Raw genomic sequence first — 25,907 nt, 5'->3', positions numbered from 1 at the left:
ACCCGATGAAGGAGATCCAATGCAGACCTGGGCAAAGCGCGGACTTCAGACCGCGTTTGTCACTGGTGGTTTGCTGATGCTCGGTACGGGCATCGCTTCTGCCCAGGAGAACGTCGACCCGGACGCTGCGCCTCCGGCTGTCGACGTTGCGGCCTCGGTTCCGATCAAGGCCGACCAGAACAAGCTGGCCACGCCGCTCCGGGAAGTCACGGTCCCCAAGGTCGACCGGACCATCAGCACGGACCGCGTCACCAGCGTGGTGCCGACCCGCACGGCAGCGCCCGTCGCGAACCCGCTGGTCCGTCAGACCGGCGAGCGCCTGCAGGGCACCCCGCTCCAGAACGTGGTGCGCGGTAACACGATCCAGGGACACCTCGACGTCCCGATCAACATCTGCGGCAACGCGATCGCCGTCCTCGCGAACACCGAGGCGTCCGGCGACTGCGTGCAGCACACCCACCGCGACGGCACGATCGTCACGGATGGCGAGGGCCAGGCTCTCGCCGGCAACGTCGTCGCCGTCAACCACATCCTCCCGGTCCAGATCACGGGCAACGCGATCGCGGCCGGCGGCAACGCCGAGACCAACACCTCCGCCGAGCAGGTCTCCACGACCGGTGGCCCCATCACCACCAGTGGTGACAAGGGCTCCATCTCCGGCAACGTCGTCTCCGAGCAGGGTGCGACCCCGGTTCAGATCACCGGCAACGGTGTGGGCGCGGCGGGTATCGCCAACGCCAACTCCACCGCTGACACGTTCGCCTCCTCCGAGGGCGACATCGTCACCAGCGGCAAGAACAGCTCGATCTCCGGCAACGCCGTGCCGATCCCGCTGTCCCCGCTGTTCGAGGTCAACGGCAACTCGGCCGCCGGTGCGGGCAACTCCGCCACCGACTCGACCCAGACCGGTGCCGCGTACACCGGTGGCGAGGTCTTCACCAACGGTGACCCGGCCACGCTCGCCGGCAACATCGTGGAGCCCGCTCTCGCCGGCCCGGTCACGGTCGACGACAACGCCGCCGCCGTCGGTGGCAACGCCGCCGCGGTCAGCGACACGGTCAACGACTCGCGCGCCGGAGACTCGAAGCACACCACCGGCCACGGCTCGACGGCGTCCGGCAACGTCGCCGGCGCACCCATCTCGCTGCCCGCAGCGGTGGGTGGCAACGGTGCGTCCCTGGTCGGCAACGCGCTGACCGACCACTCGAACGAGGCGAACTCCACCGCCGGTGGCAACGTCTTCACCGTCGGCGACAAGTCCGTGCTCTCCGGCAACATCGCGGACGTTCCCCCGGCCACGGCCGTGGACGCGTGCGGCAACGGTGCCACGCTCGCCGGTCAGGCCACTGGTACCTGCGAGAACGACGTCAAGTCGGTCACCTCGGGCTACCAGGGCACGACGGGCAACGACTCGGTCGGCTCGGGCAACATCGCCTCGACCCCGCTCGCCGCGCCCGCCGAGGTCTACGGTCTCGCCGCCGCTCTCGGTGGCCAGGCCGCAGGCTCGGCCGACGAGGTCAAGCTGGTCCAGTCCGGTGGCACCCCGAACACCGAGGACGACCGCGGCACGGTCTCCAGCAACATCGTGACCGCGCCGACCGCGGTGGCCCCGCAGGTCTTCGCCGTCACCGCCGGCCTCGTGGGCAACACCACGTCGGACTCGGCGAACGACACCACGGTCACCGCGGGCGACGCGCCCCACGCGACCGGCAAGAAGAGCTCGGCGTCCGGCAACATCGTCCAGGTCCCGACCTCGACGCCGGCCCAGGTCTTCGCTGACGGCGTCACGCTGGTGGGCAACAACGACACCACGGGTGTCAACGCCACCGACATGACGGCCGGCGGCGACGCCATCACCACCGGCGAGGCCGGCTCCATCGCGGGCAACGTCGTCTCGGCTCCGGTCGCGACCGGCACCCAGGTGCTCGGCTGGTCGGTCGGCGGCGGCAGCAACGTCAACTCCACCGCCACCAACGACCTCAGCTCGGTCGCCGGCGGCGACGTCAACAGCAACGGTGACCGTGGCGCGGTCGCGGGCAACCTGATCGGCGCGCAGCCGGCAGTGCTCCCGGCGGTTCCGGGCAACACGGTCGCCGCGGCCGGCATCACCAACTCCGACGTGGTGTCCGCCACCAACGTCGTGTCCGGTGACGACAGCTACTCCTCGGCCGAGGACGCCTCGGTGTCCGGCAACCTGATCAACGTTCCCGCCAACGCCTTCGCCGGCGTGTACGCGAACGCAGTGGCCGCGGCCGGCAACGCGACGACGGTCACCGACAAGGCCTCGTACACCCAGGCCGGCGGCGAGACCCTCACCGAGGGCAGCGGCCCGCTGACCGCCCGCGACATGCACGTTCCGGTCGAGGCGGCTGCCAAGCTCGCGCGCATCCCCGTCGAGGTCGTCGGCCAGGCGACCACGCTGGGCACGAGCGACGACACGCAGCTCACCGGCGAGGACACCGACGGCACGCTGCGCGCCACGCAGCTCAAGGGCCTGGAGCTCCCCAAGGGCGTCGACAGCCTGATGAAGGCCAACGAGGTTCCGGCGTTCCACGGTCTCGACAGCAAGCTGCCGATCAACCAGCTGCCGAACCCGGCTGACCTGGCGTCCCTCACCGGCCAGCTGCCCACCCCGGCTCTGCCCGGTGTGGCGCAGGAGCGCTCCTCCCTGCCGCTGAACGGCGGCACCGGCAGCATCACGCCGAACGTCCAGGGCCTGCCCCTGGGCCAGCTGCTCGACGTCACGAAGGGCCTGGTTCCGGCCGGCGCCACCGGGCGTTCGCTGCCGTCCCTCCCGGTGACCGCTCCGGCCCTGCCGCTGCCCGTGCAGCTGCCCGCGCTGCCCACCGAGCGTTCGCTGCCCGCACTGCCCGTCGACGGCCCGGCCTCCCTCTCGGGTCTCAGCCTGAACCCGACCCAGGGCCTGGCCCCGAAGGCCGACGAGCGCGCGCTGCCGCAGCTGCCGTTCGACGCCCCGGCGCTCGCCATGATCGACCCGGCCAACCTGTTCCAGACGGTGACCGGCTCGCTGTAACACCCCGCACCACGTAACACCCTCCCTCCGGTAAGAAGCTGAGCCCCAGCGACACGACAGTGTCGCTGGGGCTCAGTGCCGTCCGGGGGGAATTCGTGCTGTGGCGAGCATTTCCTGCGGCGCGGCATCGCCGTCACTCGTCACCCAGTGGACCTGCGGACGCTCCCCGACCAGCCCCCTGATCAGCTCGGCGATCGGCGACCCGTCCCCGAAGTCGTGCTCCGCCAGCACCGCCAGCACCGCATCGCCATACCGCGCGACCGTGAAATCGGGCCGGAGGTTCCGCCGCAGGGTTCGCGCCGCGTCCAGCACATCGTCCGGTCCGGTGATCAGCACCAGCGTCACGAGCGTGCCGCGGGTGCGGGCGCGGATGAGCGACTGCTCCAGGCGGTCGAGCAGCAGCGCGTGTCCGGGCAGCCCCGTCAGCGGGTCGTGCAGCACCCTCCGGTTCTAGTCGAGCCCAGGCCCGTTGACCAGCACCGCGACCCGCATGGGTGAGTCATCCGAGCAGCGCGCTCGCCGCCCGTAGCTGATCAGGGCGCGGCACTGCCTTCTCCGCCCGCCGCCGTGCCGTTGCGAGGCCGTTGAGTCCAACGTGGCTTACGTCTGGGCCAGGTCGGTGAAGCGGCTGTAGTGCAGCTGGTGTGCCACGACGATGGTCGCGGTCGGCCCCGCGCGGTGCTTGGCGATGATCAGGTCGGCCTCACCGGCGCGCGGGTCGTCGCGTTCCCAGGCGTCCGGGCGGTTGACCAGGATGACCATGTCGGCGTCCTGCTCGAGGGAGCCCGACTCACGGAGGTCGGAGAGCATCGGGCGCTTGTCGGTTCGCTGTTCCGGGCCACGGTTCAGCTGGGAGATCGCGATGACCGGGACGTGGAGTTCCTTGGCGATCAGCTTGAGGTTTCGGGAGAACTCCGAGACTTCCTGCTGGCGCGACTCCGTCTTCTTGCCCGATGACATCAGCTGGAGGTAGTCGACGACCACGAGCCTGAGGTCGTGGCGTTGCTTGAGGCGGCGGGCCTTGGCCCTGATCTCCATCATCGTGAGGTTCGGGCTGTCGTCCACGAAGAGCGGCGCCTCGCTGATCTCGCTCATGCGGCGGGCCAGGCGGGTCCAGTCGTCGTCGCTCATCGTGCCGCCTCGCATGTCGCTGAGGCGGATGCGCGCCTCGGCGGAGAGCATGCGCATGACGATCTCGGTGCGGCTCATCTCCAGGCTGAAGATGGCGCTGGTCATGCCGTGCTTGACCGAGCACGACCTGGCGAAGTCGAGGCCCAGCGTCGAGTTGTGCGTCGGGATCATCGTCTCGCCCGCGAGGTACAGGTGGTCGTGGTTGTCGACCTCCACGCACCTCACCGGGACGGAGGCGACCGGGCGGACCGCGACGACCTCCACCTGGTCGTGCTTGCCGAGGCCTGCGAGCAGTTCGTCGGCGTCGCGGCGCAGGCGGGCGAAGCGGCCGTCGATCTGCAACGCGGCCAGCAGCTCCGCGCGCTGCTTGTGGGACGCGCGCAGGTACGCGGCGGGGATGTGCGGATCGTCGGCCAGGTCGAGTTCCTTGGCGACGCGCAGTTCGTCGTCGGTCAGTTCCAGGTCGCCCAGGCCGGACAGGAACAGGCCGAGCGCGCGCGGGGACAGCGGCAACGACGCGGTGGGCAGCTCCCAAGCTGCGGACATGCGGACGAACATGCGGCACAGGCCGACTCGCTCGAACAGCTGCGCGGTGGTGCGGATCGCCCAGAAGCCGCCGGTCTCGCTGCACGACTCCGTCAGCCACTGGTGTTCGGCGTCGGCCACGATCACGGTGCCGTCGGAGAACTCGACCTCGAAGCACGGGCGGCCCGTCATCACCTCGGTCGCGGCGACCACGCGGGTCGGGCGGCCGTCGGCGCCGATCAGGAACGAGCCCACCGACACGGCGCCCATCGTCGTCCAGCCGGACGGGGTGGGCAGCGGCGTGTCCAGGGCGAGCGCCTTGCCGACGCCGGGGCGGGCCGCGACGATGATCATCTGGCCGCCGTGCAGGCCGTTGGTCAGGGCGTCGAGGTCGGCGAAGCCCGTCGGGATGCCCTGCGACATGCCGCCGCGGGACGCGATCGCGTCGATCTCGTCCATCGTCGGCTGGAGCAGGTCCTCGAGGGCGACGTAGTCCTCGGTGGTGCGGCGGTCGGTGACCTCGTAGATCGCGGCCTGCGCCCGGTCGACCACCTCGTCGACGTCCGCGCCCTCGGCACCGTTGTAACCCAGCTGCACGATGCGCGTGCCGGCCTCGACCAGACGGCGCAGCACCGCCTTCTCGGCCACGATCTCGGCGTAGTAGCCGGCGTTCGCGGCCGTGGGGACCGTCGCGATCAACGTGTGCAGGTACGGCGCGCCACCCACGCGCAGCAGTTCGCCGCGGCGTTCGAGCTCGGCCGAGATGGTGATCGGGTCGGCGGGCTCGCCGCGGCCGTACAGGTCGAGGATGCAGTCGTAGATCGCCTGGTGTGCCGGGCGGTAGAAGTCGTTCGGCGCGAGTGCCTCGATGACGTCCGCGATCGCGTCCTTGGACAGCAGCATGCCGCCGAGAACGGACTGCTCCGCCGCGAGGTCCTGGGGCGGCTGACGCTCGAATGCGGGCTCCGCCATGCCCCGGTCGTCCACGAGCGCCACTGCCGAATCACCCCTGCGAGAAGTCGAGAGCCGGTGCCTGAATCACCTAGTTGTACCGCGCGGCACCGACAATTTCGGGCGGCCACGCTGTGCGATGGCCTTGCCCTGGCAGCGACGCTAGAGGGACCCGTCCGGAGCAAGCAAACCAGCGTGTGGATCGCCCTGTGGACAACTGGGGGACAACCTGTGGATGGTTGCTCGCAGGGGTCACGGCGCTGGGGACAACCTGTTGACAACCAGTGGAGTGACAGAAATAACTGCAGCTCAAGGGCTGTGTACAAGTTGTGGAAGAAGTTGTGCGCCACACCCTCGGCGTGTCGCAAAAAACACCTTCCTCGGCGTGTCGCCGCCGCGCTGAACGCGTCGTTTATCCACAGGAAGTGGACAGGGCGACACTGGTCCGAACGAGCGAAAGCGCCACCCACCCGGAGCATTCCGGGTAGGCAGCGCTTCAGCAAACCGAACCGTAGGCGAACCCCACCAAAGAGTGCTGGGCTCGCCTGACGAGATCCCTGCGGGGTCTGCGGGGTCGCCCCCGCAACAGACACGCGGAGACGAGCCCTGCGAAGCCGCGCAGCGGCGAGTAGGGCTGGCTACTGGGCGGAGCCGGTCACCTCGACCGGCAGGGCCACGGTGACCTCGGGGTGGAGGCGAACCGTGACCGAGTGCTTGCCGGTCGTCTTGATGTGACCCGGCAGCTCGATGGCGCGCTTGTCCAGGACCGGACCACCGGCGGACTTGACGGCAGCCGCCACGTCCGACGCGGTGACCGAGCCGAACAGCTTGCTGCTGCCGGCGGCGGCCTTGGCCTTGAGCGTCACGGAGAGACCCTCGAGCGCGGTCTTGATCTCCTTGGCGTGGTCCAGGTCGCGCACGCGGCGGGTGTCCTGCGCGCGGGTGATGACCTGGATCTGCTTCTGCGCGCCACGGGTCGCGACGATCGCGAGACCACGCGGGAGCAGGTAGTTGCGGCCGTAGCCGTCCTTGACCTCGACGATGTCGCCGGGAGCGCCAAGGCCGGAAACGTCAGCGGTGAGGATGAGCTTCATCGCAGTGTCTCCTTCTCTTAGCGAGCGGTCGAGGTGTAGGGCAGCAGGGCCATCTCACGGGCGTTCTTCACGGCAACAGCGACGTCGCGCTGGTGCTGCGAGCAGTTGCCGGTGACGCGGCGGGCACGGATCTTGCCGCGGTCGGAGATGAACTTGCGGAGCAGCGTCGTGTCCTTGTAGTCGATCAGCGACGCGCTCTTGTCCTTGCAGAAGGCGCAGACCTTCTTCTTGGGCTTGCGCACAGGCGGCTTGGCCATGTGTCTCTAACTCCTGAATACGCGATGAGTGAAGTACTGGATGACCGGTGCTGTCGGTCTAGAAGGGGGGCTCGTCGGCGAAACCACCGCTGGAACCGGCCTGCGGGGCAGAACCCCACGGGTCGTCCGCGGGCGCGCCGCCGCCACCGCCGCGAGACTGCTGACCGCCGCCGCCGCCGAAGCCGCCGCCACCGCCGCCGTCTCCACGGCTGACCTTGTTGACCTTCGCGGTCGCGTAGCGCAGCGAGGGGCCGATCTCGTCGACCTCCAGCTCCACGACAGTGCGCTTCTCGCCTTCCTTCGTGTCGAAGGAACGCTGGCGCAGCCGTCCGGAGACGAGCACTCGCGAACCGCGGGTGAGCGACTCGGCCACGTTCTCGGCGACCTGCCGCCACACGTTGCACCGCAGGAACAGCGCTTCGCCGTCCTTCCACTCGCCCGAATTCTTGTCGAACGTGCGGGGTGTGGAGGCGACCGTGAAGCTGGCCACCGCCGCACCGGACTGGGTAAAGCGCAGTTCGGGGTCGGCAGTCAGGTTTCCGACTACCGTGATCGTCGTCTCACCAGCCATGTCTTGGGAGCTCCCCTAGTCGAGGTTCGTCAGGCCCTGGCAGCGGCCCTGGCCGCCGACTTGGCCGACTTGGCGTCCGACTTGGCCGCGGCCTTGGCGGCCAACTTGGCAGCCTTGGCGGGCTCGCGGCGCAGGACCTTCGTCCGGAGCACCGTCTCCTGCAGACCGAGCTGGCGGTCCAGTTCCTTCACCGCGTCGGGCGTCGAGGTCAGGTCGAGCACCGCGTAGATGCCCTCGCTGCTCTTGTTGATCTCGAAGCTCAACCGGCGCTTGCCCCACACCTCGACCTTCTCGACGTTTCCGCCCGTGGTGCGGATGACGTTGAGGAACGTGTCGAGCGACGGTGCGACAGTGCGCTCGTCGAGACTGGGGTCAAGGATGACCATCACTTCGTAATGACGCATGAGGACCACTCACCTCCTGTGGACTCGCGGCCACGGGCTTTCCGTGGCAGGAGGGTCGTCGCGTCAGCAACTGACAAAGGTTAACAGAGCGCGTCCGGCGACTACGCAGGGGTGCGGCGCAGGGCCCAGGTCCGCACCAGCGCACCCGTGACCAGGGCGAGCATCAACACCGCGACCAGCACCGGAGCGCCGACCCCGCCGGGACCGCTCAGCCTGGGCAACGCCGTGGCGCGACCGGCGGCCTGCACCGAGTCGCCCTCGACGCCGGTGCCGCTGGACGCGCGGGGCACCTGCGAGCCGTACCGCACACCGGGCGACGGCGAGTAGAGGCCGGGCATCGCGAACGGCAGCGAGCCGTAGCTGAACAGCGGCACGCGGCCGAAGTTCGAGCCGATCGGATAGAGCGAGAAGTCGCGGTTGCTGGGGGCACCGGCGCCCACGCCGGGAACGCCAGGCTGGGTGCCCGGCTGCGTGCCGGGGTTGGTCCCGGGCTGCGGCTGGGGCTGCTGACCAGGCGGTTTCGGTGCACCGGGAATCGCGCCGACGGCCTGCTGTGAGGCGTCCGCGACGGCCTTGGCGCCGTCCTGGACGGGTGCGACGACCTTGTTGACGCCGACCACCGTCACCTGGCAGCCCTGCGTCAGCGTCGTGCGCACGGTCTTGTCGAGCGTGCCGAGGATCGGCCCGAGCAGCGGGATCTTGTTGACCTCGGCCATCACGGCGTTGGCGATCGTGCCGCCACTGATGGTCGTCGTGCCGACCTGCACCGCGCCGATCGGCATGGGCTTGACCTGCGCGAACGCCTGCCTGAACGGTTCGGCGAGCGGCGGCCCGAGCAACGGGACGGCGCGCACTAGATCCGTGATCGGCTGCGTCACGGCGGCTGGACTCAGAGAGACGGGGGTGCCGGGCGCGCCCTGCACGGTGGTGGCACAACTGCCGGCCACGATGGGATCTGCCGCGTGCGCGACCCCGCCCACCGAAGCGGACGCCAGGGCCAGCAGCGCCGTGGCGGCAGCGCTCAACAGCCTCATGCGAACCCCTTTCCTACTCTCAAGTAACGACCGTAGGTCCTGGTGGTGACGTAGACCATCCCCAGTTTTTCCAATTACTCCTATCGGCGGCGGCTGCGATGGCGTTATGGACGCCGACTACCCTCGTGCGTATGCGCATCGGGGCCCATGTACGCGACGACGACCCGGTCGGCGCCGCGGCCGAACGCGGGGCCGAGGTCGTCCAGTTCTTCCTGGCGGATCCCCAGGGGTGGAAGAAGCCCAAGCCCCACCCGCAGACGGAGGCCCTGCTCGCCTCCGACCTGGAAGTGTTCATCCACGCGCCGTACATGATCAACGTCGCGTCACTGAACAACAGGATCCGGATTCCGTCCAGGAAGAACGTGATCCAGCACGCGGAGGCAGCCGCGACCGTGGGCGCGCAGGGCCTGATCGTGCACGGCGGCCACGTCACCAAGGGCGAGGACCCGGCGGAGGGGTTCGCGAACTGGCGCAAGTTCTTCGAGCGCCAGGTCGCCGACGGCGGCTTCGCGGTCCCGGTCCTGATCGAGAACACCGCGGGCGGCGACGGCGCCATGGCCCGCACGTTCGACTCCCTCAAACTGCTCTGGGACGCGGTCGGCGAGTTCGGCGCGGGCTTCTGCCTCGACACCTGCCACGCGTTCGCCGCCGGTGAGGACCTGGTCGGCATCGTCGACCGGGTGAAAGCGATCACCGGCCGGATCGACCTCGTGCACCTCAACAGCTCGCGCGACGAGTTCGGTTCCTCGCGCGATCGGCACGACAACATCAGGACTGGCACCATCGACGCCGACCAGCTGGCAGCCGTGGTCGCCACCGCCGGATGCCCCGTCGTGGTGGAGACTCCCGACGAGGGCCAGGCCGACGACATCGCCTTCCTGCGCGACCGCGCCGGCCGGTGAACACCGTGCACGAGGTGGTGAGCGTGACGCCCGAGCGAGGCGACGCCGGGCGTTTCGTGAACCGCTTCGGCAGCGCTGCCGCCGCCGTGCTCGTGTTGTTGTGCGGGCTCACGCTGCTGCTGGGCTTCGTCAACAAGGACCGCTGCACCGGTCCCGCGTTCGACCAGTGGGGCCGCACGCAGCCCGACTACGACGAGCGCAACAAGCAGGACGTCTGCTACTCCGACATCCAGCACCTCTGGATCGGGCGCGACATCGACCGGCACGTCTTCCCGTACGTCGACGGCAACATCAACGACAAGGGCGTCCTCATCGGGGGCTCGGTCGAGTACCCGGTGCTCTCCGGCCTGCTCATCTGGGCGGGTGCGATCTTCGCGCACAACGACGCGGAGTACCTGCTCTACTCGTCGCTGCTGATGGCACCGTTCGGCCTGCTCACGGGCTACCTGCTGGGCAAGCTGGCCCGCTGGCGCGCGTTGCTGTGGGCGATCGGGCCACCGCTGGTCCTCTACGCCTTCCACAACTGGGACCTGCCCGTCGTCCTGTGCTCGGTCGCCGCGGTCTTCGTGGTGCACCGCTGGAACCGGCCGCTGGTCGAGAGAGCCACGGTCGCGTCCGTGCTGCTCGGGCTCGGGTTCGCGTTCAAGGTCTATCCGGCGGCCTTCGTGCTGCCGCTGATGCTCTTCGTCGCCACCGGCGGCTGGCGCGGCCAGGAGATGCCGGCCGGCAAGAAGACCGACGTGGCGGGCGCGGTCAAGGTAGGGCTCGCGTCGATCGTCACGGTCGTGCTGGTCAACCTGCCGTTCGCGATCGCGGGCTACGACGGCTGGGCGGCGTCGTTCGAGTTCCAGCAGCTGCGCCGGGTCGACATCACCACGAACTCGATCTGGTACTGGGGCCTGCGGCCGTTCATCGGCGACGACGCGATGCAGTCGCTGGTCGGTGTCATCTCGCCGATCACGATCCTGCTCTCGTTCGGCATCGCGGCCGGCTACGGCTGGATGCGGTTCCGGCGCGAAGGCAGTTACCCGTGGATCGCCGTGTCCGGCGCGATGCTGTGCGGCTTCATGCTGCTGCACAAGGTCCACTCGCCGCAGTACACGCTGTGGCTGGTGCCGTTCCTCGTGCTGCTGCGCGTGCGGCTGGTGTGGGCCTTCGCCTACTTCGTGGTCGACCTGGCCATGGGCATCGGCATCTTCCGCTGGTTCTGGGCGATCGAGTTCGGTCAGCCGGCCGGGATCTACGACAGCTTCTCCGCGCAGGCCGTGATGATCGGCGTGTGGGGCCGGGCCGCGTTGCTCGTGGCGCTGTTCGTCGTGTTCCTCAAGGCCAGGGACGTCACCGAGGATGATCACGACGACCTCAAGTTCATCCGCGGGGCGGTAGTGCCTGTATCGAAGTCTGGCCCGCGATAGCCGGGCTTGAGGCGGCCCCTGGCGGCACGGCCGGACGACCCACATACAACACCGGTATGCGGGCCGTCCGGCCGCACCACCAGGAACCACCTCAAGCGCGACTCTCATCGGACCAGACTTCGATACAGGCACTAGCAACAAAGGCCTGATCCGCCGCAGACTTCACCGGTGAGGGTGATCATCGTGCTGGCGTTGCTGCTGGCCTGCGGTGCCTCCGGCGTGCCGGTGCGCTCGGAGGTGATCCGCTGGCTGCCCGTGTGGCAGGCCGTGCCGACGCTGTCGGGTTCGGTGCCGGACCAGAGCGTGCGCACCACGGTCGACCTCGCGGCGGGCGGCACCTCGGTCCGGGTGCGCCTGTCGAACCTGATGGGCATCAGGCCGGTCCGCGTCGAGCAGGTCACCGTCACCGCGAACGGCGAGACGCGGCAACTCACGTTCGGCAGGTCCGAAGGCGTCACGATCAGGGCGCGCGACGAGGTCTACAGCGACGCCGTGCGGCTCGACGTCACCAGGACGCTGGAGATCAGCACGTACGCCCCGGCCGGCACGCCGTGCCAGGCCCGCGCGCATCGCACGATCACGTCCACGCGTGACCAGATCTGCCTCGTCTCGGCCGTCGAGGTCGCGGGCTTCACCGCGCCGGGTGCGGTCGTGATGTTCGGCGACTCGATCACCGAGGGGTTCTACGAGAACACCTGGCCGTCGTTGGTGCAGAGCGACTACGCGGTCCTGAACGCGGGCATCAACGGCAACGGCGTGGTGCTGGGCAACGCACCGATGATCACGCGCGTGCACCGGGACGTCCTGTTCAGCAACGAGGTCCGCAAGGTCGTGCTGCTGGGCGGCATCAACGACATCCAGAGCGGCGCAAGTGCCGAGGAGGTCATCGCGGGCATCCGCACCGTTCGGCTGCGATGCGGCAACGAGGGCGTGGAGTTCCACGTCGGCACCATCACGCCGTGGCGCGGCTGGTACAGCTGGACCGAGGAGAAGGAACAGCAGCGCCAGAAGGTGAACGCGTGGATCCGCGCCACCTTCCGCGACGCCATCGACTTCGACGAGGCCGTGCGCGACCCCGCCGATCCGCTCAGACTGCGTCCGGAGTTCGACTCCGGTGATCACCTGCATCCGAACGGGAACGCATTCGGTGTGATGGCGCGCCTCGTGCGGGTCTGACGAGCGGCCGGTCCGGCGCGTCGGCCAGCACGCCTGCCAGCGGGTCGTCGCCCGCCTGCCGCACGAGATCTCGCTCCGGGTGGTAGATCTCCTTGAGGATCATCACGCACAGCCCGACGACGGCGGCGTCACGCAACAGCACGGCGCCGAGGAACCAGTCGATCGGCAGGCCCTTGTTGTCCGTGCCGAGGTAGAAGTACATGCGCGGCACCCACACCAGCGCGTCGACCGTCATCCACGCCAGCAGCAGCTTCCAGCGCGGCAACGCCAGCACGGCCAGCGGCACCAGCCACAGCGAGTACTGCGGGCTCCACACCTTGTTCGTAATGAGGAACGCCGCCACGACCAGGAACCCGAGCTGCGCGAGCCGTGGCCTCGTCGGTGCCGAGAGGGCCACGTAGGCGATGCCGGCGCAACAGGCGAGGAACAGCACCATGCTGACCGTGTTGAGGACAGTCGGTGGTTGTCCCTGCGTCAGCCCGGGATCGAAGCCCTGCCATCCCGTCCACTGCACGAGCACGTTGTAGAGCGTGTCCGGGTCCGCGTTGCGTTCGGTGTTGAGGCGGAAGAACTCACGCCACCCCGTCTGCGACGCCGGGTTCAACGCGATCGGTGCGTTGACGAGCGCCCACGCGCCTATGGCCGCGGCCGTGGTGGTGAGGCCGACCTTGATCCTCTTGGACCGCCAGCACAACAACAGCAACGGCCCGAGCAGGAACAACGGATAGAGCTTCGCCGCGCCACCGAGCCCCAGCAACACCCCGGCGAGCACAGGCTTCTTCCGCGCCCACGCCAGCAGACCCGCCGTCGCGAACGCCGTCGCGATCGTGTCGAAGTTGGTGAACGCATGCACGATGACCAGCGGCGACACCGCCACGATCGCCGCGTCCCACGTCCTGCGCCGCGCGATCCGGGCGACCGAGAACACCGTCACCAGCCACGCCACGGCCAGCCAGAACGCCGTGACGTTGAAGAACACGATCACCGTCATCGGCAGCCCCGGCACGAGCGCCACCAGCCCCTGCGCCACACGCGCGTTGAGCCACATGAACACACCGGTGACCACCGGGTACTCCATGTACCGGACCTGCTCGGTCGGCTTGCCCTCGTCGTCCTTCCACGACGTGATGTACGGGAAGGAACCGCGCTGGTCGAGCCGTTCCGCGGTGTAGAGCGGCACCGTGTCGGAGTAGCAGAGCGCGGTGAACTGCTTGCTGCCCCGCCAGTCGAGCTGCACGACGCCCTTGTCGTCCGTGTACTGCTGGATACACGGCGACTTCTGCACCCATCCCAGCAGCAACGTGACCACGGCGAGCATCAGCACCACTCGCAGCGCCGTCCAGAAGTAGTTCCGGCCGACCTGCGCGTGCTCGCCGAGCGGACCGCCGAACGGTCTGCTCAGGCCGCGGGCGAGGGACTCGGTCCACGTGGGTGCGACGCGTTCTTCACGGGTGAGCGAGTCGGTTTCCTCGGCGAGGTCCGTCTCGGAGGCCTCGGCGGGACGCTCGGCAGGGCTGCTGGGCACGGGGCGGATGTTACGGCCAAGACCGTTTCGCCGTGGTCGACATCCCAGGTACCGCACAAAGCGAAGGAGCCCGGTGCGTGTGCACCGGGCTCCTGCACGAGTCAGCCGTCTCCTGGACTGCCGTTCCTGGGACGGCCGCTGGTCGACGGATCGGGATCATCGGACGGATCGGGGCAGTTGAGGCCCGGGATGCAACCGGGGTTCGGGGGCTTCGTCTGCGACGGCTTGGTCGATGCCGAGGTCTGCGACGGCGGGTTGTTGTTGCTCGGCGGGTTGTTGCTGCTGGCCGGGGTCGACGGCGGCTCGGACTTGCGCGGCGGGTTGAAGTTGCCCAGCGGGACCGGCTTCGGGAACGCTTCCTTCTGCGCGCCCGCGAGTGCCCCGTCCATGAACTTCTTCCACATCAGGCCGGGCAGGCCGGAGCCGAAGACGGCCTTGCCGCTCTTGTCCTTGATGGCCACGTTGCCCTGGTCCTTGCCGACCCACACGGAGGCGGACAGCTGCGGCGTGTAGCCGACCATCCAGGCCTTCGAGTTCTGGTCGAGGCTGCCGGGGAGCTCGTGCGTACCGGTCTTGCCGGCGCACGGGCGGCCGCCGGCGCACGCGATCGACCCTGACGGGATGTCCTTCAACGTCTCGGTGACGTTGTCCGCGATGTCGCGGCTCTTCGTCTCGACCGGGTCGAACGCCGGCACCGGCTGGTCGACGTGCTGGTAGAGGACGTCACCGGTGGGGCCCACGATCTTCGTGACGAAGAACGGAGCCCGGTACACGCCGCGGGCCGCGAACGTCGCGAAGGCCGAGGCCATGTCGAACGGCCGCACCTGGGCGCTGTCGGCACCGATGGAGATACCGGCGGTGGGCGGGTTGCCGCCCTCGCCGACCAGGGTCTGCTTGTCCTGGCCGCCCACCCGGACGACCTTCGGGATGCCGGCCGCGTGCGCCGCGTCCGCCACGGCCTTCGTGCCCGTGCCCTCCGGGCCCGCCACCATGTCGTAGAACACGGTGTTGAGGGACTCCTTCATGGCCTGCTTGATCGTGCACTGCTTGCCGCACTGGGTGTTGCTCGCGTTGCGGATCTCGACGCCGGCGATCTTGCGCGGGGTGGCGTCGTAGGTGTCGCCGATGCCCTTGCCCATCTTCAGGGCGGCCACCAGGTCGAACGGCTTGAACGACGAGCCGGCCTCCTGGATCGTGCCCTTGGCGTAGTCGATGCCCTTGAGGCCGTCCTTGCCAGGGTAGTAGGCCCTGACGGCGCCGGACTGCGGCTCGATCGCGCTGAGCGAGGTGCGCAGCTCCGGGTCCTGGCCTGCCATCACCGAGTTCACGGCGTCGAGCGCGGCCTGCTGCATCTTCGGGTCGATCGTCGTGGTGACGGTGACGCCGACCTTCTGCGCCTTCTCCATCGTGAGGCCGACGAGCTCGCTGTCGATCTCGTTCTGGACCTGCTGGCTCACGCGGGCGAGCGGGCCGTCGAGGCTGGCGGGCTGCGTCTGCTCGAACGGCAGCGGCGTCGGGTACTGGCGGGCGTCGTAGTCGGCCTGGCTGATCCATCCCTTCTGAAGCATCTGCTTCATCACGAACTCCCAGCGCTTCTTCGCGTGCGCCTCGTCCTCGGACCAGGAGGGGATCTGGATCATGCCTGCGATGAAGGCGGCCTCGGAAGGAGTGAGGTCCTTCATCTCCTTGTCGTAGTAGACCTGCGCCGCGGCCTTCATGCCGTTCGCGCCGCGACCGAAGTACACCGTGTTCATGTACGCGGTGAGGATCGTCGGGTGGTCCGACTCGTTGCTCATCTTGTAGGCCTTGACGAGCTCGGTGAACTTACGAGTCAGCGTCGCTTCCTCGTTGCCGGTCGCCTTCTTGATGTACTGCTGCGTCAGGCCGGAACCACCGGAGCTGCCGCCGGTCGCCTGGATCCAGACGGCGCGGGCGATGGCCTTGACGTCGAAGCCGGGGTTGTCGAAGAAGTCCGCGTCCTCCGCCGCCATGACCGCGTTCTTGACGGTGTCCGGGAGCTCCTCGTACGTGAGCAGCGTGCGGTTCTGACCGGGTGAGGTGATCTTGCCCATCTCGGAGCCGTCCGAGTAGAGCAGGGTGATCGTCTTGTCCTGATCGGCCGCGATGTCGCTCGGCCGGGGCCAGTCGACGAGCGGGTACGCGACCGCGATGGCGATCACCGGGCCCAGGAGCATCAGGCCGATCGAGACGAACGCGGCGATCCGGACGCGCTTCCAGATCTTCTTCTTACGCAGACGACGCTCCTCCTCTTCGGTGAGCTCCGGCTCGTCGTCGTACTCGTAGTCGTCGTCATCGTCGCCGACACCGGCCATGAGGAACTCGTCGTCGAACTCGCGGTGGGTGATGAGCTCGGGCTCGCGCTGCGTGGGCCGGTTGACCGGCGGCATCTGCGTGGTGCGCTCTTCACCGGGGCTGCGCGGGGGCACGCCGGGACGACCGGGGCCGCCGGGACCGCCCTGCGGGCCACCGGGGCCGGTCGGTCCGCCGGGGCGACGGACGCCGGGAGGCGGGGCGATGGGCATGCCGCCGGGAGGCGTCGGAGGACGGTTGCCCGGACCGCCGGGACCGCCCTGGGGTCCACCGGGGCCGCCCATGGGGCCCAGCGGACGTCCTGGCCCACCCTGCGGTCCGCCAGGCCCACCCTGCGGACCGCCTGGTCCGTTCGGGCGGCGTGGGGGCTGCTGCTGTGGGAAACCACCAGGTGGCGTGCCACCCTGAGGAGGGCGCGCGAAACCACCGGGCGGGGTACCCGGACGTGGCTGATTCGGGACATCGCGCCTCGCGCCGCCGCCGTCCGGGTCGTCCCCGGTCGGCCACTGCGGCTCGCCTCCGCGCTGCCGGTCATCATGCTGGTCGTTCACGTGAAAAGGCCTCCCAGACCGGCGTGCAACAGCACACGGTTCGGTGGTCGTACTTCATTCGGAGCAGTGTCACCTGTGGATCATTCAGCCGCAGTCCTCCTGCGTGGCTTTTCCAGCCCACGCTTCCCCAGGACGTATGACTGCACCAGGTGGTTCCAACTGCACGTGCGACAAACTTCAACCAGGTACACGGAGAACTCGTCGAAGAGGTTCGCCATCTTCACCAGTTCTTCAGGCGTCCGCGCCGAGCCGGCCGCGTGCTTGAGCTCGTCACCGTAGACCCACGACACGTGCGTGAGCGGTTCCTTGCGGCACACAGGGCAGGGCACGTCGGTCGCCGTCCCGTGGAACTTCGCAGCTCGCAGCAGGTACGGGTTCGCGTCGCAGACCTCCATGGTGCCCGTGCGACCGGCATAGACCTCCGCCAGCAGCGCACGCCGCTGCAGCGAGTAGTCCACCACCTGCCGTTGGGTCAACACGTGACCAGAGTACGTGCCGGGCGCTTTTCGATGATGGGCCGTTCAGGGCAGCGGGCCCTGACGCGGTATCACGGTGTGCCACATCCCACAGTTACGAGGAGCCATCGATGTATCGAGCCGATATACTCACCTCACCTATCGGTGCAGGTGCGAGGAGGTGACTCGTGTTCGAGTTCGCGCTGCTCGGCCTGCTGCACGAGGCGCCCATGCACGGCTACGAGCTGCGCAAGCGCTTGCATGACCTGCTCGGAGCGTTTCGCGCGTTCTCCTACGGATCGCTGTACCCAACATTGCGGCGACTCCAACGTGCGGGCCTGATCGTGGAGGAGGGGCCGGAGGAATCGGCTCTTTCCTGGGGACGTCGGGCGCGCAAGGTCTACAAGCTGACGCCGGAGGGCAAGGAGCGGTTCGCCGATCTCCTGGCCAACGCGGGTCCGCAGACCTGGGACGACGACTCGTTCGGAGTCCACCTGGCGTTCTTCTCGCGCACGCCGGCCGACGTCAGGATGCGCATCCTGGAGGGCCGCCGGCGGTGTGTCGAAGAACGCAGGGAAGGGCTTCGCGAGCGGCTCACGCGCACGGGTGAGCAGATCGACCGCTACACCCGTGAGCTGCACAGCCAAGGCCTGGAAAGCACGGAGCGCGAGGTGCGGTGGCTCAACGAGCTCATCGCGCACGAGAAGTCCGAGCAGGACGAGTAGCGATTCACTGTTGATCAAGGAGGACTCGGCAATGGGCGAAAACCGCCGCACCGTTCGAGTGGCCATCGTCGGGGTTGGCAACTGCGCGGCGTCGCTGGTGCAGGGCGTCCACTACTACCGGGACGCCGACCCGAGCACCCGCGTGCCCGGTCTCATGCACGTGCAGTTCGGTGACTACCACGTGTGCGATGTCGAGTTCGTCGCCGCGTTCGACGTGGACGCGAAGAAGGTCGGCGTCGACCTCGCCGAAGCCATCGGGGCCAGCGAGAACAACACGATCAAGATCGCGGACGTGCCGCCGCTCGGCGTCGTCGTGCAGCGCGGGCACACCTACGACGGTCTCGGGAAGTTCTACCGGGAGACGATCGAGGAGTCCGACTTCGAGCCGGTCGACGTGGTCGCGACGCTGCGCGAGGCCGAGGTCGACGTGCTGGTCTCGTACCTGCCCGTGGGCTCCGAGGACGCGGACCGCTTCTACGCCCAGTGCGCCATCGACGCCGGTGTGGCGTTCGTCAACGCCCTGCCCGTCTTCATCGCGTCGGACCCGGAGTGGGCGGAGAAGTTCCGCGCGGCCGGCGTCCCGATCGTCGGTGACGACATCAAGTCCCAGGTCGGCGCCACCATCACGCACCGCGTGCTGGCGAAGCTGTTCGAGGACCGCGGCGTCCAGCTCGACCGCACCATGCAGCTGAACGTGGGCGGCAACATGGACTTCCTGAACATGAAGGAACTGGAGCGCCTGGAGTCCAAGAAGGTCTCCAAGACCCAGGCCGTCACGTCCCAGGTGGACCGCGAGATGGGCAAGCGCAACGTCCACATCGGACCGTCGGACTACGTGGCGTGGCTCGACGACCGCAAGTGGGCCTACGTGCGCCTGGAAGGCCGCGCCTTCGGCGACGTGCCGCTGAACCTCGAGTACAAGCTGGAGGTCTGGGACTCCCCGAACTCCGCGGGCATCATCATCGACGCGGTACGCGCGGCGAAGATCGCCCTCGACCGGGGCATCGGCGGCCCGATCCTCTCGGCGTCGTCGTACTTCATGAAGTCCCCGCCCGTGCAGTACTCGGACTCCGAGGCGCACGAGTCCGTCGAGAAGTTCATTCGCGGCGAGATCTGATGCGGTGAAGGGCCGCTCTCCTCGTGAGAGCGGCCCTTCCCGTCACCGCTTCGAGAGCCGCAGCTTCTGCCAGCTGCCGTCCGCGGTCCACCCGCCGTCGACGGGCAGCGCGACGCCGTTGATGTACCTGGAGTTGTCGCTCGCCAGGAACCGCACGGCCTGCGCGATGTCATCGGGCGCCGCGAACCGGTTCATCGGCACGTGGTCCGTGATGTCCGAGTCGACGTAGTACCCACCGGCCTGCGACTCGACGTCCATCTCCGTCTTGACCCACCCGGGACACACGGCGTTGACCCTGATCCCCCGCCCGCCCCACTCCACGGCAAGCGTGCGGGTCAGCCCGATCAGCCCATGCTTCGTCGTGTTGTACGCGGCCCGGTCCGCCACCCCCTGCAGCCCGGCGACGGACGCGATGTTGACGACGCTGCCGCTGCCCTGGTCGAGCATGATCCTGCCCAGCGCCTGCGTCAGCAGGAACGGCCCGGTCAGGTTGACCGCCATGATCCGTTCCCACTGCTCCAGGCTCGTGTCCTCGAACGGCACGATGCCGGCGATCCCCGCGTTGTTGACCAACACGTCCACCCGGCCGTAGGTGGCTCGGACGTGCTCGGTCAGGCGCTGGACGTCCGCGGCGCTCGCCACGTTGCCGACGATCCCGTCCTTGCTCTCCTGCAGGTCGAAGCCGACGACGGCGAACCCGTCCTCGCGCAGCACGTCGGCGATCCGCAGCCCCATGCCCTGCGCCGTGCCCGTGACCACGGCAACTCGTTGCGTCATGCCGTCACGCTAGGCAGCGGTGGCCGTTCAGGCACAGACACGTTCGTGTGTTCGGAGTCTCAGCGACAGCCCTGCTTCCGCTAACTTCAGTGCGGTGCGCACGCTGCTCGTCGCCCTCCCCGGCCTGGTGCTGGCCGGCATCGGCCTGACCCACCCGCACCACCTGGACGCGTCGACCGCGCAGCGGTGGCGGGACATGCACATCATCCTGGCGGTGATCTTCCCGCTGCTCGGTGCCGCGCAGTGGGTTCTGCTGGCCGACGCCCCTGGGTACGTCCGCTACCCGGCCCGCGCCGCGACCTTCGGCTACGTCGTCTTCTACGGCGCGCTGGACGCGCTGGCGGGTATCGGCGGCGGGGCGATGACGCTGGCCAACGGCGGTCGCACCGGTGCCGACGAGCCGCTGTTCAAGATCGGCAACCAACTCGGAACCGTTGGTGCGTGGTGCTTTTTCGCGGCCAGCGCCGCGATCGTGGTGTGCGCGCTGGTCAAGCATCGCCTCAAGGCGATCCCGGGCGCTGTGTTCCTGCTGCTGGGGAGCTACCTGTTCCTCAGCAGCCACATCTACTGGCCGAAGGGCGTCGTCGCCTGCGCCTGCATCGCGATCGGCATGGCCGCGATCAGCTACGCCAGCGCGTCCGGCAGGTCCGTGATCGAGGACAGCACCCGCACCTGAGCCAGCACGTCCTCGGCGGGCGGGAAGTGCGGGTTCGGCACGGCGAGCACGGTCATGCCCGCTGCCAGGGCCGCCTTCAGACCGTTGGTCGAATCCTCGACGGCGTAACAGGAAGACGCTGCGAACCCGAGTCGCGAAGCCGCCAGCAGGTACACGTCCGGTGACGGCTTGCCCGCGGCGCACTCTTCCGACGACACCGCGACAGGCACCGGCAGGCCGGTCACCTCCAGGAACACCTTGATCAGCACCGCGGGCGCCGACGACGCGATCGCCACCGGGTAGCGCGACGAGACGAGACGCAGCGTCTCGGTGGCGCCCGGGATCAGCGGCAGGTGCGCGGCGTAGGCATTCTGCATCTCGGCGATCACGCCGGCGGACGCCTCGGCGGGCGAGAGCCGGACGCCGACGGCCGACACGAGGTACTCGGCCCACTCCGGCGTCGACATCCCCTGCATGGCGCGGGTCGCCTCGGCGGTCCACACCCCGCCGTGAGCGGCGGCGAAGGACTGGCGCACCTCGTCCCACACCTGCTCTGAGTCGATCAGCACGCCGTCGAGGTCGAAGATCACCGCATCCACGTGGTGAACGGTACCTTTCATGGGGATCGGGCCCGTGGACCGTGTGTGTGCGGCTGCCTTGATCCTTTGTGCAACGTTCCTGGCGATGGATTCTCACCTGGAACGTCCGAGCAGCAGCCTGCTCGACCCGCTGAAGACCCTCCGGAATCCCGTTCCCGCTCCGCACGTCGATCGGAGCGGCGCTCTAAACGGCCGCGTTCTTCACAGTTCTCGCCTGCGCCGTTCGTCGTCGCCGCCGGACTGCCGACGCTCAACCGGACGGACACAAGGGACGTTCCGTCCGAAGCTGTGCTCGCGGGTGAACAACTTGTGGGTTAACAAAGCATGAACGGAAGCCTACGGTCGGTGCTGGTTCCCGCACCGACCGTAGGAGGCCACCACCATGATCCCTCTGCCACTCGTCAACCACCGCGTCGGCAGAGCGGCGGTGACATGCGAGTACCGCTGCGGGGACGCGTGCTTCCACGAGGTCCCGAACACCTCGGACAACCCCTACTTCGGCGATCTGGTCAGCCGCCGCACCGCGCTCAAGGCGGGTGCGGTCGTCGCGGCGGCCGCCACCATCGCCACGCCGGCGACAGCGGCAGCCGAACCCGAGCACTCCCAGGGCCGCCCACCCAGGGGACTCGACTTCAAGCCCGTCGCGGTCAACACCAGGGACGAGGTCGTCGTCCCCGAGGGGTACGAGCAGGGGATCGTGATCCGCTGGGGCGACCCGCTCTTCCCCGGTGTCCCCGCGTTCGACTTCGACAACCAGACCGCGGCCAAGCAGGCCAAGCAGTTCGGCTACAACTGCGACTTCGCCGCGATCCTGCCGCTGGACCCGTTGGAACTGACCGGGATCATGGTCACGAACCACGAGTACACGAGCGAGTCGTTCATGTTCCGCGGCTACGACCCCGCGAACCCCACCGAGGAACAGGTGAAGATCGCCTGGGCCGCGCACGGCCTGTCGGTGTTCATGATCAAGCGATCGCTGTTCTCCGGCCACTACAAGGCGAAGTTCAGCAGGTACAACCGCCGCATCACCCTGGACACGCCGTTCGAGGTGCGCGGACCGGCAGCGGGCAGCGACCTGCTGAAGACCTCCGTGGACCCCACCGGCCGCAGGGTCCTGGGCACGATCAACAACTGCGCCGGTGGCGTCACGCCGTGGGGCACGATCCTGTCCGGCGAGGAGAACTTCAACCAGTACTTCGCGAACGCCGCCGGCCGCAACGACCCGAGGCTCACGAGGTACGGCGTCAAGGGCACGGCGACCACGCGCAAGTGGGAGCGCTTCGACAAGCGCTGGGATCTCGCCCAGGAACCCAACGAGGTCAACAGGTTCGGCTGGGTGATCGAGCTCGACCCCAACGACCCGGACTCGACGCCGGTCAAGCACACGCACCTCGGCCGGTTCAAGCACGAGACCGCGAACGTGCGCGTCGCCGGCGACGGCCGGGTGGTCGCGTACTCCGGTGACGACGAACGGTTCGAGTACATCTACAAGTACATCTCGAACGGCAAGGTCAAGCGCGGCAACAGCAAGGCGGCACGCCGCCACAACATGACGCTGCTCGACGACGGCACGCTCTACGTCGCGCGGTTCAAGGGCGACAGCCCGGCGTCCGAGATCGACGGCACCGGAAAGCTGCCCAGTGACGGGAAGTTCGACGGCTCCGGCGAGTGGATCCCGCTGGCGGCGGGCACGAAGTCCTTCGTACCTGGGATGACCGCGGAAGAGGTGTACGTCTTCACGCGCCTCGCGGCGGACAAGGTCGGCGCGACCAAGATGGACCGTCCCGAGGACATCGAGACGCACCCGCGCACCGGCACCGTCTACTGCGCGCTGAGCAACAACAGCGAGCGCGGCAACACCGGCAAGGAAGGCGCGACCGAGCCGAACCCGCGGGTGAAGAACCGGCACGGCCAGGTGCTGGAGCTGACCGAACGGCGCGGCGACGCGCTCGCGCTCACGTTCAACTGGAACCTGTTCCTCGTCTGTGGCGACCCGGCGGACCCGAACACCTACTTCGGCGGCTACGACAAGTCCAAGGTCAGCCCTATCTCCAGCCCGGACAACGTGGCGTTCGACCGCCACGGCAACCTGTGGATCTCCACGGACTCGGGCGGTGCGCTCAACGGGCTGAACGACGGCCTGTACGGCGTTCCACTGGACGGGCGCGAGCGCGGGCACCTGAAGCTGTTCCTCACGGTGCCGCGCGGTGGTGAGACGTGTGGTCCGGTGATCGGCGAGCGAGTGATCACCGTGTGCGTGCAGCACCCCGGCGAGGTGGACGGCGCGAGTGCCGACAACCCGGTCTCGAACTGGCCGGACGGAGGTAGGTCGCAACCTCGTGCGTCGGTCGTCGCGGTGTGGCGCAAGGGCCGTCGTCAGCTGGGTGAAATCGGTTGATCACCCTGCGTGCTGTGATCGTTGCGGTGTAGTACGAGTTCGCCCGCCGTTCACCTTGTGGACGGCTGGCGAACTCGTTCGGCTCTTAGGTTCGGCCAGTTCCCACACTGACCGATCTCGGAGGCCTGCGTGTCCTCACCCACCGATCCGGGCCGTCGCCTGCTGCCCCTGCTCACGGCCAACCACCCGCTCGGGCGTCAGGCCGTCACCTGCCAGTACCGCTGCGGCAACGCGTGTTCGCACGAGGCGCCCAACACCTCGGCCAACGCGTACTTCGGCGACGTCGTCAAGGAGGTCGTGAGCCGCCGCGGCATGCTGAAGGCAGGCGCCGTCGTCGCGGCCGCGGGCGCCGGAGCGCTCGCGTTCTCCGGTACGGCCGCCGCCGCTCCGGCCGCCGTTGATCTCGACCTGGACCTCAAGTTCGGCCGCGACCGTGACGGACTCGACTTCGAGCCGGTGCAGCCCAACACCCTCGACGCGGTCGTCGTGCCGAAGGGCTACCAGCAGGACGTCGTCATCCGCTGGGGCGACGCGGTGCTGTCGGACGCGCCGGAGTTCGACTTCGACAACCAGACCGCCGCCGCCCAGGCGAAGCAGTTCGGTTACAACAACGACTTCTGCGGTCTCGTTCCGCTGCCCGGCTGGAACCGCTGGCTCATGGTGAGCAACCACGAGTACTCGTCCGAAGAGTTCATGTTCAAGAACTGGGACGTGAACAACCCGACCGAGGAGCAGGTCAAGATCGCGTGGGCCGCGCACGGCCTTTCGGTCGTGCAGGTCGAGCGCGACCACCGCAGCGGCAAGCTGGTGGTGTCGAAGGACAAGCGCCGCTACAACCGCCGTATCACGCTCACCACGCCGTTCGAGATGCGTGGTCCGGCCGCCGACTCGAAGTACCTCAAGACGTCGGCCGACCCGAGCGGCAAGGTCGTGCTGGGCACGCAGAACAACTGCGCGGGCGGCGTCACGCCGTGGGGCACGATCCTGTCCGGCGAGGAGAACTTCAACCAGTACTTCGCGAACGGCGACCTGGTGACCGACGCGACCGCCAAGGCGCGCAACGCGCGTTACGGCATCAGGGGCACGGCATCGACGCGCAAGTGGGAGCGGTTCGACAAGCGCTTCGACCTCGCGCAGGAGCCCAACGAGGCCAACCGCTTCGGCTGGGTCGTCGAGATCGACCCACTCGACCCGACGTCGACGCCGGTCAAGCACACCGCGCTCGGTCGCTTCAAGCACGAGGGTGCGAACGTCATCGTCGCCCGCAACGGTCGCGTTGTCGCGTACATGGGTGACGACGAGCGCTTCGACTACATGTACAAGTTCGTCTCCGACGAGCGCTACATGCGGGGTAGCTCGAAGCGCGCACGGGAGCACAACAAGCGCCTGCTCGACTCGGGCACGCTCTACGTCGCGAAGTTCACCGGTGACAGCCCGGCCTCCGAGATCGACGGGACCGGCAAGCTGCCGTCGGACGGCGAGTTCGACGGCTCGGGTCAGTGGATTCCACTGGCGCACAACGACAAGTCGTTCGTGCCCGGCTTCACCGCCGAAGAGGTCTACATCTTCACGCGCCTCGCCGCCGACAAGGTCAGCCCCACGAAGATGGACCGGCCGGAGGACGTCGAGCCGTCGTTGAAGAACCGCCGCGTCTACGCGGCGCTCACCAACAACACCGACCGCGGCAAGGCCGGCAAGGAAGGCGCCACCGAGGTCAGCCCGCGGGTCGGCAACAAGCACGGTCACGTGTTGGAGCTCGAGGAGCGCCACAGTGACAACACGGCGACCACGTTCTCGTGGAAGCTGCTGCTGGTGTGCGGTGACCCCAACGACCCCGGCACCTACTTCGGCGGGTACGACAAGGGGCAGGTCAGCCCGATCTCCTGCCCGGACAACGTCGCGTTCGACTCGCGGGGCAACCTGTGGATCTCCACCGACGGCAACGCCCTGAAGTCCAACGACGGCATCTTCGCGGTGCCGGTCGAGGGCAGGCGCCGCGGTTTCGTGAAGCAGTTCCTCACCGTGCCGATCGGTGGCGAAGCCTGCGGCCCGGTCATCGAGGACGACTTCGTGCTGGTGTCCGTGCAGCACCCCGGCGAGATCGACGGCGCCTCGGCCAACAACCCGGTGTCGCACTGGCCGGACGGTGGCACCTCGCAGCCGCGTCCGTCCGTCACGGTGGTGTGGCGCAAGGACCGTCGCAAGATCTGCGACTGATCTGGTAATCCGGTGCAGCCGCCCGTCCGTGTGACGGGTGGCTGCACGGCCACACTATGGTCG

The 25,907-nt window shown here is 68.5% G+C and carries 21 protein-coding genes; 9 read left to right on the top strand and 12 right to left on the bottom strand.

The genetic code is table 11. From position 1 onward, the window contains the following. Nucleotides 1–19 precede the first annotated feature (19 nt). Nucleotides 20–3,034: a beta strand repeat-containing protein gene (locus BLR21_RS15805; RefSeq protein WP_090006595.1), complete on the top strand. Its 3,015-nt coding sequence runs from the start codon at nucleotides 20–22 to the stop codon at nucleotides 3,032–3,034. A 72-nt stretch (nucleotides 3,035–3,106) separates the two neighbouring features. Here BLR21_RS15805 and BLR21_RS15800 read toward each other — a convergent pair whose 3' ends face one another. From BLR21_RS15800 to BLR21_RS15770, 7 genes are all read right to left on the bottom strand, one after another. Beyond that, on the bottom strand, nucleotides 3,107–3,475 hold the full coding sequence (locus BLR21_RS15800; RefSeq protein WP_090006594.1) for a nucleotidyl cyclase domain-containing protein: 369 nt from the start codon (nucleotides 3,473–3,475) through the stop codon (nucleotides 3,107–3,109). A 159-nt stretch (nucleotides 3,476–3,634) separates the two neighbouring features. Next, nucleotides 3,635–5,593, bottom strand: a complete 1,959-nt coding sequence (dnaB, locus tag BLR21_RS15795; RefSeq protein ID WP_420843892.1) for a replicative DNA helicase — start codon at nucleotides 5,591–5,593, stop codon at nucleotides 3,635–3,637. A gap of 686 nt (nucleotides 5,594–6,279) precedes the next feature. Continuing rightward, entirely contained in the window at nucleotides 6,280–6,735 is a 456-nt protein-coding gene (rplI, locus tag BLR21_RS15790) for a 50S ribosomal protein L9 (RefSeq protein WP_090006592.1), read from the bottom strand. Nucleotides 6,736–6,752: 17 nt separating this feature from the next. Continuing rightward, entirely contained in the window at nucleotides 6,753–6,992 is a 240-nt protein-coding gene (rpsR, locus tag BLR21_RS15785) for a 30S ribosomal protein S18 (protein WP_030480165.1), read from the bottom strand. A gap of 58 nt (nucleotides 6,993–7,050) precedes the next feature. Beyond that, nucleotides 7,051–7,563, bottom strand: a complete 513-nt coding sequence (locus BLR21_RS15780) for a single-stranded DNA-binding protein (RefSeq protein WP_090006591.1) — start codon at nucleotides 7,561–7,563, stop codon at nucleotides 7,051–7,053. Nucleotides 7,564–7,592: 29 nt separating this feature from the next. Further along, nucleotides 7,593–7,967: a 30S ribosomal protein S6 gene (gene rpsF / locus BLR21_RS15775; RefSeq protein ID WP_084401594.1), complete on the bottom strand. Its 375-nt coding sequence runs from the start codon at nucleotides 7,965–7,967 to the stop codon at nucleotides 7,593–7,595. A gap of 101 nt (nucleotides 7,968–8,068) precedes the next feature. Further along, a complete protein-coding gene (locus BLR21_RS15770; RefSeq protein ID WP_090006590.1) occupies nucleotides 8,069–9,001 on the bottom strand; it encodes a hypothetical protein in 933 nt (310 codons plus the stop codon). 131 nt (nucleotides 9,002–9,132) lie between these two features. Between BLR21_RS15770 and BLR21_RS15765 the strand changes: the two genes are divergently transcribed. The 3 genes from BLR21_RS15765 (at nucleotide 9,133) to BLR21_RS15755 (ending at nucleotide 12,494) form a co-directional block, all read left to right on the top strand. Next, nucleotides 9,133–9,903, top strand: a complete 771-nt coding sequence (locus BLR21_RS15765; protein WP_090006589.1) for a deoxyribonuclease IV — start codon at nucleotides 9,133–9,135, stop codon at nucleotides 9,901–9,903. A gap of 23 nt (nucleotides 9,904–9,926) precedes the next feature. Continuing rightward, nucleotides 9,927–11,318, top strand: coding sequence for a glycosyltransferase family 87 protein (locus BLR21_RS15760; protein WP_256334705.1), 1,392 nt, complete (start codon nucleotides 9,927–9,929; stop codon nucleotides 11,316–11,318). A 168-nt stretch (nucleotides 11,319–11,486) separates the two neighbouring features. Then, entirely contained in the window at nucleotides 11,487–12,494 is a 1,008-nt protein-coding gene (locus BLR21_RS15755; RefSeq protein WP_143027733.1) for a GDSL-type esterase/lipase family protein, read from the top strand. Here BLR21_RS15755 and BLR21_RS15750 read toward each other — a convergent pair. The 3 genes from BLR21_RS15750 to BLR21_RS15735 form a co-directional block, all read right to left on the bottom strand. After that, a complete protein-coding gene (locus BLR21_RS15750) occupies nucleotides 12,406–14,019 on the bottom strand; it encodes a glycosyltransferase family 87 protein (RefSeq protein WP_090006587.1) in 1,614 nt (537 codons plus the stop codon). The two genes, BLR21_RS15755 and BLR21_RS15750, sit on opposite strands and share 89 nt — an antisense overlap. A 101-nt stretch (nucleotides 14,020–14,120) precedes the next feature. Then, the gene (locus BLR21_RS15745; protein WP_176929653.1) at nucleotides 14,121–16,634 is read right to left on the bottom strand and encodes a transglycosylase domain-containing protein; all 2,514 of its coding nucleotides are present in this window, start codon (nucleotides 16,632–16,634) and stop codon (nucleotides 14,121–14,123) included. Nucleotides 16,635–16,981: 347 nt separating this feature from the next. Beyond that, nucleotides 16,982–17,380 (bottom strand): DUF5318 domain-containing protein, encoded by a 399-nt coding sequence (locus BLR21_RS15735; RefSeq protein WP_030480154.1) that lies wholly within the window; start codon nucleotides 17,378–17,380, stop codon nucleotides 16,982–16,984. A gap of 164 nt (nucleotides 17,381–17,544) precedes the next feature. Between BLR21_RS15735 and BLR21_RS15730 the strand changes: the two genes are divergently transcribed. Together BLR21_RS15730 and BLR21_RS15725 are read left to right on the top strand one after the other, a co-directional pair. Continuing rightward, entirely contained in the window at nucleotides 17,545–18,081 is a 537-nt protein-coding gene (locus tag BLR21_RS15730; protein WP_030480153.1) for a PadR family transcriptional regulator, read from the top strand. A 31-nt stretch (nucleotides 18,082–18,112) separates the two neighbouring features. Next, complete coding sequence (locus BLR21_RS15725; protein ID WP_090006585.1) at nucleotides 18,113–19,198, top strand: inositol-3-phosphate synthase; 1,086 nt, start codon at nucleotides 18,113–18,115, stop codon at nucleotides 19,196–19,198. Nucleotides 19,199–19,240: 42 nt separating this feature from the next. On the opposite strand, the gene BLR21_RS15720 is transcribed toward BLR21_RS15725, so the two are convergent. Beyond that, entirely contained in the window at nucleotides 19,241–19,975 is a 735-nt protein-coding gene (locus tag BLR21_RS15720; protein ID WP_090006584.1) for an SDR family NAD(P)-dependent oxidoreductase, read from the bottom strand. Nucleotides 19,976–20,069: 94 nt separating this feature from the next. On the opposite strand from BLR21_RS15720, the gene BLR21_RS15715 reads away from it, so the two are divergent. Continuing rightward, entirely contained in the window at nucleotides 20,070–20,651 is a 582-nt protein-coding gene (locus BLR21_RS15715) for a hypothetical protein (RefSeq protein ID WP_090006583.1), read from the top strand. On the opposite strand, the gene BLR21_RS15710 is transcribed toward BLR21_RS15715, so the two are convergent. Then, nucleotides 20,600–21,229 carry an HAD family hydrolase gene (locus BLR21_RS15710; protein WP_090006582.1) on the bottom strand — a complete coding sequence of 210 codons (630 nt, stop codon included), beginning with the start codon at nucleotides 21,227–21,229 and terminating at the stop codon, nucleotides 20,600–20,602. The genes BLR21_RS15715 and BLR21_RS15710 overlap by 52 nt on opposite strands. A gap of 382 nt (nucleotides 21,230–21,611) precedes the next feature. On the opposite strand from BLR21_RS15710, the gene BLR21_RS15705 reads away from it, so the two are divergent. Both BLR21_RS15705 and BLR21_RS15700 read left to right on the top strand, forming a co-directional pair. Continuing rightward, entirely contained in the window at nucleotides 21,612–23,627 is a 2,016-nt protein-coding gene (locus BLR21_RS15705; RefSeq protein WP_176929652.1) for a PhoX family protein, read from the top strand. Between the two features lie 129 nt (nucleotides 23,628–23,756). Further along, nucleotides 23,757–25,844, top strand: coding sequence for a PhoX family protein (locus tag BLR21_RS15700; RefSeq protein ID WP_090006581.1), 2,088 nt, complete (start codon nucleotides 23,757–23,759; stop codon nucleotides 25,842–25,844). The last annotated feature ends 63 nt before the right edge of the window (nucleotides 25,845–25,907 follow it).

Source organism: Lentzea albidocapillata subsp. violacea, assembly GCF_900100275.1.
GTDB classification, from domain to species: Bacteria; Actinomycetota; Actinomycetes; order Mycobacteriales; family Pseudonocardiaceae; genus Lentzea; species Lentzea violacea.
The sequence above is the reverse complement of the archived record's forward strand: the minus strand, read 5'-3'. Positions and strand labels throughout refer to the sequence as shown.

Coding starts and splice junctions, on each gene's coding strand:
- dnaB (WP_420843892.1), bottom strand. CDS start 5,593: ATGCTGCTGTCCAAGGACGCGATCGCGGACGTCATCGAGGCACTCGCG.
- BLR21_RS15705 (WP_176929652.1), top strand. CDS start 21,612: ATGATCCCTCTGCCACTCGTCAACCACCGCGTCGGCAGAGCGGCGGTG.
- BLR21_RS15805 (WP_090006595.1), top strand. CDS start 20: ATGCAGACCTGGGCAAAGCGCGGACTTCAGACCGCGTTTGTCACTGGT.
- BLR21_RS15765 (WP_090006589.1), top strand. CDS start 9,133: ATGCGCATCGGGGCCCATGTACGCGACGACGACCCGGTCGGCGCCGCG.
- BLR21_RS15725 (WP_090006585.1), top strand. CDS start 18,113: ATGGGCGAAAACCGCCGCACCGTTCGAGTGGCCATCGTCGGGGTTGGC.
- BLR21_RS15780 (WP_090006591.1), bottom strand. CDS start 7,563: ATGGCTGGTGAGACGACGATCACGGTAGTCGGAAACCTGACTGCCGAC.
- BLR21_RS15770 (WP_090006590.1), bottom strand. CDS start 9,001: ATGAGGCTGTTGAGCGCTGCCGCCACGGCGCTGCTGGCCCTGGCGTCC.
- BLR21_RS15720 (WP_090006584.1), bottom strand. CDS start 19,975: ATGACGCAACGAGTTGCCGTGGTCACGGGCACGGCGCAGGGCATGGGG.
- rplI (WP_090006592.1), bottom strand. CDS start 6,735: ATGAAGCTCATCCTCACCGCTGACGTTTCCGGCCTTGGCGCTCCCGGC.
- BLR21_RS15745 (WP_176929653.1), bottom strand. CDS start 16,634: ATGGGCGGCCCCGGTGGACCCCAGGGCGGTCCCGGCGGTCCGGGCAAC.
- rpsF (WP_084401594.1), bottom strand. CDS start 7,967: ATGCGTCATTACGAAGTGATGGTCATCCTTGACCCCAGTCTCGACGAG.
- rpsR (WP_030480165.1), bottom strand. CDS start 6,992: ATGGCCAAGCCGCCTGTGCGCAAGCCCAAGAAGAAGGTCTGCGCCTTC.